A 14,622-nucleotide genomic window follows, 5' to 3' on the forward strand; every position below is an offset into this window, starting at 1 on the left:
TGTTCCGGGATGTCCGTCAAATTTGTCGGGCTCAGCCGCCTCTAGGTCGGCCGGCACGATCGGCGCCGGCGCCCTTTGAGCCGCGCTGTTCCAGCCCGCGCGCATAGGCGAGCAGTTCTTCGAAATCCAAATCGATATGGTCCTTGGCGTGGCGCTGTGCGGCGCGCATGTCGCTGCCCTTGAGCAGCCGAACATAGGTCTCGTGAGCACCTACGGCAGGCACCGGCTCGTTGCGCGCCCGCTGGTGCAGCGCGAAATACATCTGCAGCCGGCTGGTCAGCCGTTGCCACGTTTCAAGCAGCACCGAATTGTCGGCCCATTCGTGGATCAGGCCATGCAGTTGCAGCGCCGTTTCGATCTGTCGCGTGGTGTCCAGGTCGCGCGTCGCCTGCTTCACCGCCGCATGGCGCCGGTCGAGTTCGTCGAAGAAGCGCTGGTCGCGAACCGGCCAGGTCCGCTCGATGGCGAACTCGTCGAGCACCTTGTTGAGCGAATAGGCGTCGTCGATGTCCTTGGCGGTGACGTTGATGACGAAGGTTCCGGCGTAGGGAATGCTGGTCAGGATGCCTTCCTGCACCAGCTCGCGCATCGCCTCGCGCAGCGGCGCGCGGCTCACCCGCATCTGCTCGGAAATCCTGAGTTCGTTGAGCTTCTGTCCCGGTTCCAGCCGGCCGGTCAGGATCGCCCGCCGGAGCAGCCCCACGATCTCGGCGCGTCTTGTCGTGTCGGCGATCGGACTGAAATCCAGCTTTGCCATTCGGCTGCTCCAGGGAACCGAAAGCAAGACAAGCAGATTGTCGACAATCTAACAAGAGCTGGATTCGCGATCCTGGAGACATTGGCGCCCTTCCGGCCTCAGCCAGCTTGGCCATGCAAGCCGACTAGGTCCCGGCCGCTGAGCGTCAGCTGGCTTCTCGCAGCGGGAAACGGCCCGGTGCGTAGCCTTCGCAATGTCCATTGACGACTGGGAAGGTTTGTGTCACTAGCAGTGACATGAATTCACAAACGATGACTCAGAAATACGAGAGCCCGCTGCGGGCAGAGCAGGCGCAGGCCACGCGCGAGCGCATCCTCGCGTCCATTCGAACGATTCTGGAGCAAAATCCGTACAGCCTCCTTGGCTTCGATGAGGTTGCCGAGGTTTCGGGCGTAAACCGACGGACCATCTTCCGCCATTTCCCGACGAAGGAAGCGCTTTTGGAGGCCTTTTGGGCCAGCACCAATGCCTCTCTGGGAGTGCGGTTCTGGCCTGAGCGGGAGCAGGATCTGATCGATCTTCCTCCCGACCTTTTCGCCTCGTTGGACGCAATCGAAGGCGTAGTCAGAGCCTCGCATGCGAGCGCTACCGGGCGCGAGATGCGCCTGCAAGCCAATGGTGAGCGGCAACGTGCCTTTCAGAGCAGCCTTTCGCAAGTCGCAAACGGAATGGACCCGAAGGCGGCGCGCCAGCTTGAGGCCGTGATCCAGCTCCTGTTCAGCGCCACTGCCTGGCAGACGATGAAAGACTACTGGGGTCTTACCGGCCGTGAGGCCGGAGAGGCAGCCGCCTGGGCAATTCGCGCCTTGCTCAATGCGGCAAAATCGCAGCAAGGCGCTGTTCGAAAGGAAAAAGCAAGTGACTTGGCATAAGACCAAAGCGACGGTCCATCCGGCCGATTCGGTTCAAGGCTTCTGGGTGATGGGCGATCAGGTCGCTGTCCGGGCAAAGCTCGCTGGGACGGCACTCAACGTGATCGACGTCACGGTACCTCCTGGAAGCGGCACGCCGCCCCACACGCATCCTTCCGCGGAAATTTTCCGCATTCTCGAGGGCACCCTCACGATATGGACAATGATCGATGGGGTCGCGCAAGAATATGAGGTGGAACCCGGTGATGTCGTCACCATTCCGGGCAACGCGCCCCATGGCTATCGCAATGCTGGTCCCGTGCCGGTTATTTTCATGGCGATCGTCGACGACCAGATGATCGCATTTTTCGAAGAGGCTGCATCCAAGGACGCGCCCTCCGGCCCGCCGACCGCTGGCATGATTAACCGCGTGATCGAGCTTACCGGACGCCATGGGATCCGGATCCTGCAGGCGGCCTGACCGGCGAAACCGTTGCGCCAGGATTTGACCTGGAAGACGGTGCCTTATGCCGCCTAAATCCAGCAGTCCATCCATCCAGGTCGAAGCGGGCGTTCGCGCGAGTGATACGTGTGGCCGCGACAAGCCGTCGGCTGGATGGATGTCTCGTTTGCTGATCCACAAACTGCCTTCACAGTTGGAGAGCGCCTCTATGCTGCCATCGTCGCCAGAGCCGCCGTTCGCACTACGGCTTGAATCGGCCGTGTCGAAAACATCAGCAAAAACGGCGCCCTTGGCGTGGGAGCCGAGGGCGCCGCGGGACCGGACCTGATGGGGGTTATCAGGTGGCCGGTTTCTCGGGCAGCGGCGAGACCGGCATTCCCGGGCCGATCTTCTGCAGATTGCCGGTAATCACCCGGTCGCCTTCGGCCACACCGCTCAAGATGGCGACCTGATCGCCATTGGTCGGTCCGAGCGAAACGATACGCTGGTCGACCGTGTTGTCCTTGCCGACGACATAGAGGTATTTGCCGAGCTGGCCTGAGCCGAGTGCCGTCTGCGGTACCATCAGCGCATCGGGCTGCTCTTTGACGTGCAGCCGGACGCGGACATATTGGCCGGGGAGCAGCGTGAACTTGCCGTTGCCGACCGTCGCCCGTGCCGTGATCGTGCCGGTCGAGCGATCGATCGTGTTGTCTATGAAGGTAAGATCGCCCTTCTGGCGCGGTTCCGTTTCACCGGGAAGCAGGACGTCGACGCTGATCGGTCCTGCGGCGCGGGCCTCCTCGATCTGGGCCAGGTCCGTTTCGCTCGGATTGAAGGTGACGTAGATCGGATCGAGTTGCACCAACGTGTTGAGCACCGTGCCGGCGACGCTGACCAGCGTTCCGACGGAAGCCTGGCTGCGACCGATACGTCCCGCAAACGGGGCACGGATTTCGGTGTAGCTCAAATTGAGCTCGGCGGTCCGTACGGCGGCTTGATTCACGGCGAGCGAGGCCTGTGCCCCGCGCAAGGTGCTGGTGCGCTGGTCGAACACGTCCTTGGCGAGATAGCCGCTCTTGGCGAGCTCGCTGCCGCGCCCGAGATTGGAGCGCGCATAGTCGAGCGTTGCCGTGTCGCGCTGGACCTGCGCCTTCGCCTGCTCGAGGGCAGCCTGGAAATCCTCCGGCGCGATCTTGTAGAGAAGGTCGCCCTTCGCAACGTCGCTGCCGTCGGTGGCGACCTGCTCCTGCAGATAGCCCGGCACGCGCGCCTGCAGCGTGATGCTGCGGATCGGCTCAACCCGGGCGGCGTAGTCGAGATAGATCGGGATCGTCTTCTTGACGACGCTCACCACCGGCACCGGCATGACAAAGGCTTCCGGCTTGGGTGTCGCCGCCCCGGCTGTGCCCGCGTTGAGGCTGAGGCTGCCCATGTCGAGCAGGTGAACGCTCGCCACCGAAATCGCCCCAAGGGCGACGGCCGTTCCCAGCGCGATTTTCCATTTACGCATGATCAATTCTCCAGTCCTATTCGGCCGCTTCGGCCAATGGCTCGAAGGCGGGTTCGGCAGTTGGTTGTTCGGTCGCTTCGGAAACCGGTTCGCTCTCGCCGCGGCGCTCGCGCAGCTGTTCGATCACCGCATAGAAGACCGGCACGAACACCAGCGACAGGATCGTCGCCGCGACCATGCCGCCAAAGACGGTGGTGCCGATCGACTGCCGGCTTGCGGCACCCGCACCTGTAGCGAACATCAGCGGCAGCACGCCGAGGATGAAGGCGAAGGCGGTCATCAGGATCGGTCGCAGCCGAAGCCGCGCCGCTTCCATCGCGGCGTCGACGATGCTGAGGCCTTCTTCGCGCCGGCGCCGGGCAAACTCGACGATCAGAATCGCGTTCTTGGCCGCCAGTCCGATCAGCATGACGAAGCCGATCTGCGAATAGACGTCGATCTGCATGCCACGCAGCCACAGCACGACGAACGCACCGAACAGTGCGAGCGGCACCGCCAGCAGCACCATGAACGGCATCGCCCAGCTCTCATATTGCGCGGCGAGGATCAGGAAGACGAAGACGATCGCGAGACCAAAGACGACGGATGCGATCGATCCCGCCTTGAGCTCCTGATAGGTGATGCCGGTCCATTCGTAGCCGAAGTCTCTCGGCAACGCCGTGGCAGCGGCACGTTCCATTGCCGCCACCGCCTGGCCGGACGAAAAGCCGGGCGCGGCGCCGCCATTGATCAGGGCCGACGCATTGTTGTTGTAATGTGGCACGGTCTCGGGGCCGACGACGGGCACAAGCTTGCCCAGCGTGCTCAGCGGCACCATCCCACCCGACGCATTGCGGACATAGAGCCGCGATATGTCGGCCGGACCGGCGCGAGAGTCCTTGTCGGCCTGTATCGTCACCCGGAAGGTGCGGCCGAACAGGTTGAAATCGTTCACATAGAGCGAGCCGAGATAGATCTGTAGCGTGTTGAACACGTCCGGCAGGTTGAGCCCGAGCAGCTTCGCCTTGGCGCGATCGAGATCGTAGTTGAACTGCGGCGTCGAGGTCGAGAACGACGAGAACAATTGCTGCGGGTTGAGCTCGGGCTGCTTGCGCGCCTCGGCAATCACCGCTTGCGTCGCATCGTTGAGCGCCACGCTGCCGCGCCCGGTCAGGTCCTCGACCTGGAACTCGAAGCCACCGGTGGTGCCGATGCCCGGGATCGACGGCGGGTCGAAGCTCAGCGCAAAAGCCTCCGGAATTTGCAGCAGCTTGTTGCGCACGTCGGCGACGAGCTTAGACGCGCTCTGATCGGGGCCGCGTTCGTCCCATGGCTTCAGGATAGCGAATTCGACCGCCGAATTCGACTGCGCGGCACTGGTCAGGAAGTTCAAGCCGCTGATCGAGCCGACGATGTCGACGCCGGGCGTGTTCTGCAGGATGTCGCGTGCCTTTTGCGCCACCGCGTCGGTGCGTTCCAGCGAGGCCCCGTCGGGGAGCTGGATGACGACGAAGAAATAGCCCTGGTCCTCGACCGGAAGGAAGGTCGAGGGCAGGCGCTGCCAGACGAAATAGGTCGCGACAAGTCCGGCCGCGAACACGCCGAGCATGATCCAGCGCAGGCGGATGAGAATACGGACCCCATTCGCATAGGCATGCGCCAGCCGTTCGAAGCCCATGTTGAACCAGCGGAACAGCACGAACTGTGTTTCCGGCCGGTGGCGCAGGAAGGCCGCGCTGAGCGACGGGGTAAGCGTCAGCGAGACGAAGGCCGAGATGCCGAAGGAGATCGCCACCGTCAGGGCGAACTGGTTGTAGAGCCGGCCGGACACGCCGGGAATGAAGGCAACCGGCACGAACACAGCCATCAGCACGGCGGTCGTGGCGATGATCGGGCCAGTGACCTCGGCCATCGCCGTTCGCGTGGCAGCCAGCGGTTTGAGGCCGGCCTCAAGTTGGCGTTCGACATTCTCGACGACGACGATGGCGTCGTCGACGACGAGGCCGATCGCCAGCACCATGCCGAGCAGGCTGAGCATGTTCAGTGAGAAGCCAAGCATGTGCATGACGGCCAGCGTCGCCACCAGCGACACCGGAATTGCGATCGTCGGGATGATCGTGGTGCGCCAGCTTTGCAGGAAGATGAACACCACGGCGACGACCAGGACCAGCGCTTCGCCGAGCGTGATCAGCACGTCGTGCATTGAGGCCGAAACGAAACGTGTCGTATCGTAATGCATGGCGTAGCTGACGCCCTTCGGGAAACGGGCCGACAGCTCCTGCATCTTGTCCTTGACGCGCTGCTGCAGATCGAGCGCGTTGGACCCCGGCATCTGGTAGACCGCGAGCACCACCGTCGGGTCCTTGCCGAAGAAGGCCGACGACGAATATTGCAGCGCACCGAGCTCGATGCGCGCAACGTCGCGCAGCCTGACCAGTGAGCCGTTGGCGGTATTGGCCCGCACGACGATGTCGCCGAACTCCTTGGGATCGCTCAGCCTGCCGACGGCGTTGACCTGCATCTCGAAGGCGGTGCCGGCCGGAGCCGGCGACTGCCCGATCTTGCCGGCCGCCACCTGGACGTTCTGCTCGGCGACGGCGTTCTGCACGTCGACGGCAGTAATGCCGAGATTGGCGAGCTTGTCGGGGTCGAGCCAGATGCGCATCGAATAGCGCCGCTCGCCGAAGATCTGCACGTCGCCGACGCCGGGCAGGCGCTTCAGCGGATCGACCACCTGCAGATAGGCGAGATTGCTCAGCGCGACCGGGTTGACGGAACCGTCCGGCGAGGTGAGGTCGACGATCAGGACGAAGTTCGGGTTCTGCTTCTTGATCGTCACGCCGCCCTGATTGACGATGGCCGGCAACGAGGAAGCCGCCTGCGAAACGCGGTTCTGGACGTCGACGGCCGCCGTGCTCAGATCGTAGCCGACGTCGAAGGTGATGGTGATCGTCGAGGAGCCGTCATTGGAGCTCGACGACGACATATAGGTCATCCCCTGGACGCCGTTGATCTGCTGTTCGAGCGGCGTCGTCACCGTGTCGGCGACGACCTGCGCGCTGGCGCCCGGGTAATGGGCGCTGACCACGACCTGGGGCGGCGTGATGTCGGGAAACTGCGAGACGGGCAGGAGGAAATAACAGATCGCTCCGGCGAGCACCATGATGATGGCGATAGCCGACGCAAAGATCGGACGATGAATGAAGAAGTTTACCATGATATGCACGCCTCGCCCGATGCTCTGGCCCGGCCAAACGCCCTGGCTACCCTGGAAAGCCGCCGGCTGCGTGTTGAGCCGGAATCTTCGAGAAAGCCGAAATCTTCAAGGCGGCGCGGCGCATTGCGGCGCTCGGCCTGTTCGTCCGCCAGCGCACGCAGCATCGCCTCGAAGGACCGCGGGTCGACGCGGTCGGCCCTCATCAGCATGCGGATCATCGGATCCCTTACGACTTCATCGATCGTCAGATCATTGCGCTGCGACATCGAAGCGGCTCCTGGTTTTTGGTATCCGCGGCAAGCCGCGGATCTGGTGTTTTCTTGCTCGCCGGCCGAGGCCGTGAGGTGCGGTTCGTCCCCTTGCCGATCGGGGCAGGGCTGATGGCCGGCACTTGCGAGTTTGACATGATGCAATGCGGGTGTTACAGGTAAGTAACATCTCTAACGTTACAGACCGGTAACACCCTAGTCAAGAGGTGCACCGAGGGAATTTCGGGAAACGCAATCACGGAGGTTTTGATGACAGACGTTGTTGTGGAGCGTGTTCGCCCCCGGGACAGGATCCTGGAGACGGCACGGGACATGTTTCACAAGCATGGCATTCGCGGCGTCGGCATCGACGCCATCACCGAGGCCGCCGGCACCAACAAGATGACGCTCTACCGGCATTTCGAGTCCAAGGACGACCTGATCATCGAATGTCTGCGGGCAACCGCCTGCAGCGCCAACGCGATGTGGGAAAAGTTCGAGGCTGAGAATCCGGGCGACAAGCTGGCGCAGCTGCATGCCTGGGTCCGGATGGCGGCCGATTGCCTGATGTCGGACCGCCGCGGTTGCGACATGGCCAACGCCGCCATCGAGCTGAGCGAGGCGGATCATCCGGCAAGGCAAGTGATCAAGGAACTCAAGGAAGCGCAGCGCGAGCGGCTGGTTTCGCTGTGTCGCGATGCCGGCATCGGACAGGCCGAGCTTCTTGCGGACACGCTGTCGCTGTTGCTCGAGGGCGCCCGCGTCAGCCTGCAAAGCGTCGGCGCCGAGGGCCCGAGCGCGCAGTTCGTCCGCATGGCGGAAGGCCTGATCACGTCTTTCAGGGCCAGATAGTCTCGCAAGCGGCGAAACGATACGTGGCGTTTCGATTGCGGGCCGCGCCGCCGGGTGATGTCTCGTCCCATCGCGATGTGCCATCTCGCGTCTCCTGTGCCGATCCTCCGCACCATGGCCGGCGCGGCGTTGATTGCTGGTCGTGAGGCAGGATAGGGCCGCCGGCGAACCGGTGAGAGTGACAAGTGTGACAGGATTCTGCCCGACAAAGCCGCGGCGGTCGCAGCGAAGCTCATCGATCCGCGGATCAGCAAACGTGTCCGGTGCTGTCCCGACCGCAAGCATTGGCCGCTATCCCGGAGCCGAAACAAAAAAAGCCCGCTGCCGGGAGGAGGTGGCAGCGGGCTCGATTTCGAATACGGCACGGGAGGAGGTGTACCGCACTCAGCGTCGGCATCGCATCTGGGAGGAGTAGATGGCCGACACCTGCGAAACTATCGATTGCCCAATGATTCGGCAACCACAAAAGTTGCATAGGTGATGTGCAGATTTGCGGTATCAACCGAATTTTAACGATCGAGGCCCGAGCGACCATCGCCTCGCGCGACATCACTGCACCGGGACATTTTCCTTGAAGATCAGGCGCGGCTCGATGAATTTCCGCGTCAGATAGGGCGCCGACGAGGCGATCGAGCCGAGCAGGCGAATGACCGACTGTTCGGCGATCAGCCGCGCATTCTGGTCGATGACGACGTCGAGCAGATCGTCGACGAGATAGCCGCGCGTCTCGCGCGTCAGATCATGGCAGATGAACACCGGCTTCGTCTGCGGCCTGACTTCGAGCAATGCTTTTGCCACGCCCGAGCGCCCGGCGCCGATACAATAGATGCCGAGCAGCTCCGGCTCGTTGTGCAGCGCCTTCATGGTCGCGGTATAACTGGCCTCCGGCTCGTCGTTGATCTCCACGGCGCTGGTGACGGTTAGGTTGGGGAACTCCTCGCCGAGCACGGAGCGAAAGCCCATCTCGCGTTCCTCATGGCCGCGGTAGGAGCGTGAACCGACGACCATCGCCAGATGGCCCTGGCGGCCGCCGAGGAACCGTCCCATCAGCAGCGCCGCCGTACGGCCGGCCACCCGGTTGTCGATGCCGACATAGGCCGAGCGGGGCGCGCCCGGAACATCGGACACCAGTGTGACCAGGCGGATGCCGGCCTCGACGATCTCGCGCAAGATGTTGCGCGTTCTCGGGTGATCGATGGCGATGACGCCGACACCGTTGGCCTTGAGCGAGAGGTTTTCGACGGCCGCCTGCAAGGCACTCGGCGAGATGCCGGCGAGCTTGTGGATGCGGCAGGAGGCGACCAGCGGCAGGCGCGCCGCATAATCCTCGATGTGCCTGGCCAGATCGGCCATGAAGGCATTGCTGCCTATCGGCAGGAAGAATTCGAGATGCGCCGGCCGCGAGGGCAACGCAACCTGGTCGACGACCGGCAGATAGCCGAGCTGCTTGGCCGCCTCCATTACGCGCTGCCGGTTGGCGGCACTGGCTCCCGGCCGGTTGTTGAGCACACGATCGACCGTCGCGGTCGACAGGCCGCAGCTCCTGGCAATATCCGAAACGGTGGCTTTCATGGCGCAACCATGTGGCGATGCGATCCAGTGCCTCGACGATCAGGCCGACCCCCGGCTGCTCAGCTGGGCCGTTGCGTGCCCTCGACCAGCGCGTCATGGATCTCCTTGTCCGACATGCCGGTGATGACGCGTTCGACTTCGGCGACGCTGGTCTTCTTCGGGTCGATATCGTCGGCGACCACCTTGCCGCGGCGCATGACGACGATGCGGTCGACCACCTGGAAGACATGATGGATGTTGTGGGCGATGAAGATGCAGGAATGGCCGGAATCGCGGGCACTGCGCACGAAGCTCAGCACGCCTTGCGTTTCGGCGACGCCGAGATTGTTGGTCGGCTCGTCGAGGATGATGAGATCGCTGTCGAAATGCATGGCGCGCGCAATCGCCACCGCCTGCCGCTCGCCGCCGGAGAGCGAGCCGATCGGCGTCGTCGGCGGGATGTTCTTCGAGATGCCGACCTGCTTGAGCAGGTCACGGGCAACCACGTTCATCGCCTCCTGGTCCATGCGGTTGAGGAAACGCGGCGGCTTGATCGGCTCGCGTCCGAGGAACAGGTTGCGGGCGATCGACAGCTGCGTCACCAGCGCCGAGTCCTGGTAGATCGTCTCGATGCCATGGGCGATGGCGTCGCTGGTACTGCGCAAATTCACCTTCTTGCCGCGGATGAAGATGTCGCCGCTGGTCAGCGGGACCGCGCCCGACAGCACTTTGATCAGCGTCGACTTGCCGGCGCCGTTGTCGCCGAGCAGGCCGACGATCTCCCTTTCGTTGACATGGAAATTGGCATCAACCAGCGCCTGCACGCGCCCATAGGACTTGCGGATATTTTCCATGCGGACAAGCGGTTCGGCCATGGTTCAAGTCCCTGCCTGATGCCGGCGTTCCAGCCATGAATGGAGCGCCATCATGCCGAGGATGATGGCGCCGATGAAAATATTATAGGCAAGGCCCGGCACACCGATCAGCACGATGCCGTTGCGCATCACGCGCAGGATCAGGATACCGAGCACCGTGCCGATGATTGTGCCGCGCCCGCCGGTCAGCGCCGTGCCGCCGATCACCACCATGGCGATGACTTCGAGCTCGTAGCCGGTGCCGCTGTTGGGGTTGGCCGCCGAGGTGCGCAGCGAGGAGATGACGCCGGCCAGCGAGGCCAGGATCGACGACAGGATGAACAGGCCGATCTTGACGCCGCTGACATTGACGCCGCGCGCCCTTGCAGCACTCGGGTTGCCGCCGGCCGCCTGGATCCAGTTGCCTGTCCGGCTCTGCGTCAGCACGTAACCGAGCGCGATTGCGGCGGCGATGAACCAGAACAGCGACATGTAGATACGGAACGGCCCGATGAAGAAATCGCCGACCAGCGCTTCCGCCAGCCAGCTGCCCTCGGCGCTCCAGGTCCGCTGCGGAAACCCGTTGGTGACGAACAAAGCGGTGCCGCGCACCACCAGCAGCATGCCCAGCGTCACCAGGAAGGACGGGATCTTGAGCTGCGTCACGAACCAGCCGTTGACCAGTCCAATGAACGCAGCGACCACCAGCGCAATGACGAAGGCGGCTTCCAGCGAGGCGACGCCGCTGTTGAACAACGTCCACATCAGGACCGGCGAGAAGCCGAACACCGAGCCGACCGAGAGATCGAATTCGCCTGATGTCATCAACAGCGTCATCGCCAGCGCGATCAGCCCGAGCTCGACCGTGAAGGCCAGCGTGTTCGAGATGTTTTGCGGCGACAGGAAGTCGTGGTTGATGCCCCAGAACACGGCGATCTCGACGACGAGCAGCACAAACGGCCCGAACTCGGGCCGCGCGATCGAGCGTTGGATAAGAGAACGATTTTCCACCTTGGACCCGCGATAGGATTGGATTTGGCCGCGACCGCAACCGGCTTCGGCGGAATGATGAGACAGTCACGGCCGCCGAAGCGGCCGTGACCAACTCGATCGCGGATTTATTTGCCGGACAGGATCTTGTCGTAGACTGCCGCGGTGTCCTTCTCGTAGAGCGCGCCGGTGATCACGTCGAAGCCGGGCGGAATACCGCTCGCCGCCATGTTGGCGAGCGAGAGCGCGACGTAGCTGGTCGCCTGCGGATCCTGCCACTGCGCGGCATTGACGTAGCCGTTCAGCACTTCCTGGGTGGTGTCGAGCGAGTTGCCCCAGCCGACGACCGGGATTTCGCCCGGCTTGACGCCGACCTGGTCGAACACCCGCTTGATCGAGCCGGTGACAAGATCGCCGAGACCGATAACCGCCTTGACCTTGGCCCTGTTGGCGGTGAGGTAATCGACCATGCGGTTGATCACTTCGGCCTGGTCGAGCGTCGCTTCGGTGATTTCGTAGGTGATGCCGAGCGGCTCGAACACGCTCTTGATGCCTTCCTCTTCCTGGACGCCATAGGTGGCACCGGGAATTTCGACCGGCATCCAGACGAAGTCGCCCTTCTTCACAAGGCCCTTGTCGACCAGATACTGCGCCCAATGTTTGCCGAAGGTGACGTTGTCGCCGCCGACATAGGCGTTGAAGTCCGCCTTCGGGTCGGGCGTGTTGAAGTTGATGATCGGGATGTTCGCCGCCCGCGCTTCCTTGGCGATCTCGACAAGGCTGCCCGGATCAGGGCTGGTCGTGGTGATGCCGTCGGCCTTGGCGGAAATCGCGGCGCGAACAGCCTCCTGCTGCGACGCCACGTCGCCATTGTGGAACGACGTGTTGACGGTGTTGCCGGTGTCCGCCGCCCATTGCTTGGCGCCGGCAAGGAAGTATGTCCAGACCGGATCGGCCGGGCCGCCATGCGAAATCCAGTAGAACGTCTTGGCCTGTGCCGCGGCCGGAATGGCCAGCGCCACCATCAAGCCAAGTACAAGCAGTCTTAGCCTCGTCAGCATTTGATTTCCTCCCATTTGAACCGAACTCCTCCTCCGACGACGATCGCGGCCAAAAACCGTGCGCGGCCAAAGCCGTGATCGCATTTGCCAGCGTCGACCTGGGCGCATTAGAGCATTCCCTTTTTCGATCGATGGCAAGCCTCGATTGCCAATGGACGTTGGCGCAAGGCACCACGCCATCAGCAATCCCATCAGATTGCATCAGTTTGGCTGATATTTTCCAGGCGGCCGACGATCGGCCTTGCGACCGTCATGCAATGCTGCGCGGCGGCGCGCCGAGCACGTATTGCTCTAGGTCGATAAGCGTCCCGGTCATCAGCCCGGAGGCGTCGCTGAGCAGGAACAGCGTTAGCTGGGCGACTTCGTCCATGGTCAGCAATCGACCAAGCGGCAGGCCGGCGGCGGCAATCTTTGCCCAGTTTTCGCCCTTGCCCAGCGTGCGCGCCTGCATCTCTTGTTCGGCCGGCGTCGCTACCCAGCCCATGTTGATGCCGTTGACGCGGATGCGATCGGAAAGATGCGCGTTGGCAATGTTTCTGGTCAGCGTCGAAAGCGCGCCCTTGGTTGCGGAATAGATGGCAAGGTCCGGCGCACCGCAATGCGCATTCACCGACAGTATGTTGACGATGGCGCCCGCCGCCCGCCGTGTCTTCATGTCGGCTACGGCCGCCTGCATGAGGAAGAACGGCGCGCGCGCATTGACGGAAAACAACCTGTCCCAGTCGTCGATTGTGCCAGTTTCCAGCGAGGCCCGGTCGGTGAGGGCCGCGGCGTTCACCAGACAATCGATGCGGCCGAGTCTTTTGATCGCTTCCGCCATGACAGCTGCAGGCGCGGCCGGATCTCCAAGGTCGGCCTGGATGAAGACGACGGGCCGGCTTGGTCGTGAAAGCTCTTCGGCGATGCGTCTGCCACGCTCGGCATTGCGGCCGACAATGGCGATCCCTTCGCCGCCGTCGGCTGAGGCCAGCCGGGCGATGGTCTCGCCAAGCCCTTGCGTTCCGCCGGTAACGACAAGGGTCTTGCCCTCAAGAGCGACGATCAATGGACTCTCCCGAATGCCGACGAGCAGGTATTCCAATCAGAGAATTCTAGAATCTATCGGATGTTAGGCTGCGGGACTAGATGAGGTCGGCCCTTGCGAGGTCACGCATCAGGTGGCTGGCGCCGTAGCTCCAGTGTGGGCAGTCGGGCGACAGCCGCACGCGGTTGACCAAGGCGCCGAATTTCTCCGACGAGATGGTGACGATGTCGCCGACCTTGTGGGTAAAGCCCTTGCCTGTTTCGCCCCGATCCTTCGACGGCACGAACATGGTGCCGAGATAAAGCGCCAGCCCGTCGGGGTATTGATGATGTGGCCCCATGGCGGCGGCGACCAACTCTTCCGGCGAGCGGCTGATCTCGGCCATCGAACTGGCGCCCTCCAGCGAGAACCCATCCTCGCCTTCGACTTTCAACCGTACGATCGCCTGCTTCACGTCGCCAATGGAAAATGTCTCATCGAACAGCCGGATAAAGGGGCCAAGTGCTGCCGAAGCGTTGTTGTCCTTGGCTTTGCCGAGCAGCAGCGCCGAGCGCCCCTCGACGTCGCGCAGATTGACGTCGTTGCCGATCGTCGCCCCGACAATCCTGCCGCTGCCGGCGGCAATCATGGCGATCTCCGGCTCCGGATTGTTCCATGTCGAAACCGGATGCAGGCCGACATCGGCGCCGAAGCCGACCGAGGCCATCGGCTGGCACTTGGTGAAGATCTCGGCATCGGGGCCGATGCCGACTTCCAGATATTGCGACCAGGCGCCGCGCGCAATCAGCTTGGCCTTGATCTCCATCGCTTCCGGCGAGCCGGGCTTGAGCTTCGACAGATCGTGGCCGATCAGCCCGGCGATGTCGGCGCGAATGGCGTCGGCCTTTTCCGCCGAACCGCGCGCCTGCTCCTCGATCACCCGTTCGAGCAGGCTGACGACAAAGGTGACGCCAGATGCCTTGATCGCCTGCAGGTCGACGGGGGACAGCAGATACGGTTTCCCCGGATCGCGCGCTGTCTCGAAACTGTTAGCGGCAATGGCATCGAGCGGGCCGATCGGCCGCCCCTTGGCCGAGCGGACGTGCCCCGCCGGATCCGGCAATTCGCAAACGTCGCGCACGGTCGGCGCCACATTTGACGTGATGTCGAAGACCGTGCCGTCACGCACCGTGACCACCAGCGGATGGGAAGCATCGCTCGCCCGGGCGCGGCCCACGAAGAGGCCTTCGGCGGGCAAATGTGTGGCGTTCGTCATGGCTTACATTTCCTGTTGTCTTGTCCTT

General features: G+C 63.1%; 13 protein-coding genes. 3 read left to right on the forward strand and 10 right to left on the reverse strand.

Going from position 1 to position 14,622, the window contains the following annotated elements; translation table 11 throughout:
* Positions 1-31: 31 nt before the first annotated feature.
* A complete protein-coding gene (locus tag NKJ73_RS11240; RefSeq protein WP_352569402.1) occupies positions 32-757 on the reverse strand; it encodes a GntR family transcriptional regulator in 726 nt (241 codons plus the stop codon).
* 251 nt (positions 758-1,008) lie between these two features.
* On the opposite strand from NKJ73_RS11240, the gene NKJ73_RS11245 reads away from it, so the two are divergent.
* Both NKJ73_RS11245 and NKJ73_RS11250 read left to right on the forward strand, forming a co-directional pair.
* The gene (locus NKJ73_RS11245; RefSeq protein ID WP_352455172.1) at positions 1,009-1,629 is read left to right on the forward strand and encodes a TetR/AcrR family transcriptional regulator; all 621 of its coding nucleotides are present in this window, start codon (positions 1,009-1,011) and stop codon (positions 1,627-1,629) included.
* A gap of 49 nt (positions 1,630-1,678) precedes the next feature.
* Positions 1,679-2,089, forward strand: coding sequence for a cupin domain-containing protein (locus tag NKJ73_RS11250; protein WP_352569404.1), 411 nt, complete (start codon positions 1,679-1,681; stop codon positions 2,087-2,089).
* A 319-nt stretch (positions 2,090-2,408) separates the two neighbouring features.
* Here NKJ73_RS11250 and NKJ73_RS11255 read toward each other — a convergent pair whose 3' ends face one another.
* Genes NKJ73_RS11255 through NKJ73_RS11265 form a run of 3 tightly spaced genes read right to left on the reverse strand, consistent with a single transcriptional unit; the run spans position 2,409 to position 7,025 of the window.
* The gene (locus NKJ73_RS11255; protein WP_352569406.1) at positions 2,409-3,563 is read right to left on the reverse strand and encodes an efflux RND transporter periplasmic adaptor subunit; all 1,155 of its coding nucleotides are present in this window, start codon (positions 3,561-3,563) and stop codon (positions 2,409-2,411) included.
* Positions 3,564-3,579: 16 nt separating this feature from the next.
* Entirely contained in the window at positions 3,580-6,759 is a 3,180-nt protein-coding gene (locus NKJ73_RS11260; RefSeq protein ID WP_352569407.1) for an efflux RND transporter permease subunit, read from the reverse strand.
* Positions 6,753-7,025 (reverse strand): hypothetical protein, encoded by a 273-nt coding sequence (locus NKJ73_RS11265; RefSeq protein ID WP_352569409.1) that lies wholly within the window; start codon positions 7,023-7,025, stop codon positions 6,753-6,755. The genes NKJ73_RS11260 and NKJ73_RS11265 overlap by 7 nt, the downstream gene beginning before the upstream one ends.
* Before the next feature lie 252 nt (positions 7,026-7,277).
* Between NKJ73_RS11265 and NKJ73_RS11270 the strand changes: the two genes are divergently transcribed.
* Positions 7,278-7,859, forward strand: a complete 582-nt coding sequence (locus NKJ73_RS11270) for a TetR/AcrR family transcriptional regulator (RefSeq protein WP_352569411.1) — start codon at positions 7,278-7,280, stop codon at positions 7,857-7,859.
* A gap of 549 nt (positions 7,860-8,408) precedes the next feature.
* Here the strand turns inward: NKJ73_RS11270 and NKJ73_RS11275 are convergent.
* The 6 genes from NKJ73_RS11275 to NKJ73_RS11300 form a co-directional block, all read right to left on the reverse strand.
* The gene (locus NKJ73_RS11275) at positions 8,409-9,431 is read right to left on the reverse strand and encodes a LacI family DNA-binding transcriptional regulator (RefSeq protein ID WP_352569413.1); all 1,023 of its coding nucleotides are present in this window, start codon (positions 9,429-9,431) and stop codon (positions 8,409-8,411) included.
* Between the two features lie 59 nt (positions 9,432-9,490).
* Positions 9,491-10,285: an ATP-binding cassette domain-containing protein gene (locus NKJ73_RS11280; RefSeq protein ID WP_352569415.1), complete on the reverse strand. Its 795-nt coding sequence runs from the start codon at positions 10,283-10,285 to the stop codon at positions 9,491-9,493.
* A gap of 3 nt (positions 10,286-10,288) precedes the next feature.
* The gene (locus tag NKJ73_RS11285) at positions 10,289-11,275 is read right to left on the reverse strand and encodes an ABC transporter permease (RefSeq protein ID WP_023674041.1); all 987 of its coding nucleotides are present in this window, start codon (positions 11,273-11,275) and stop codon (positions 10,289-10,291) included.
* Between the two features lie 107 nt (positions 11,276-11,382).
* Positions 11,383-12,315 (reverse strand): substrate-binding domain-containing protein, encoded by a 933-nt coding sequence (locus NKJ73_RS11290; protein WP_352455167.1) that lies wholly within the window; start codon positions 12,313-12,315, stop codon positions 11,383-11,385.
* A gap of 250 nt (positions 12,316-12,565) precedes the next feature.
* Entirely contained in the window at positions 12,566-13,360 is a 795-nt protein-coding gene (locus NKJ73_RS11295) for an SDR family oxidoreductase (RefSeq protein ID WP_352569416.1), read from the reverse strand.
* A 76-nt stretch (positions 13,361-13,436) separates the two neighbouring features.
* Complete coding sequence (locus NKJ73_RS11300; RefSeq protein ID WP_352569417.1) at positions 13,437-14,594, reverse strand: fumarylacetoacetate hydrolase family protein; 1,158 nt, start codon at positions 14,592-14,594, stop codon at positions 13,437-13,439.
* Positions 14,595-14,622: the final 28 nt, after the last annotated feature.

Source organism: Mesorhizobium sp. M0074, assembly GCF_040322975.1.
In the GTDB taxonomy this organism is placed as follows: Bacteria; Pseudomonadota; Alphaproteobacteria; order Rhizobiales; family Rhizobiaceae; genus Mesorhizobium.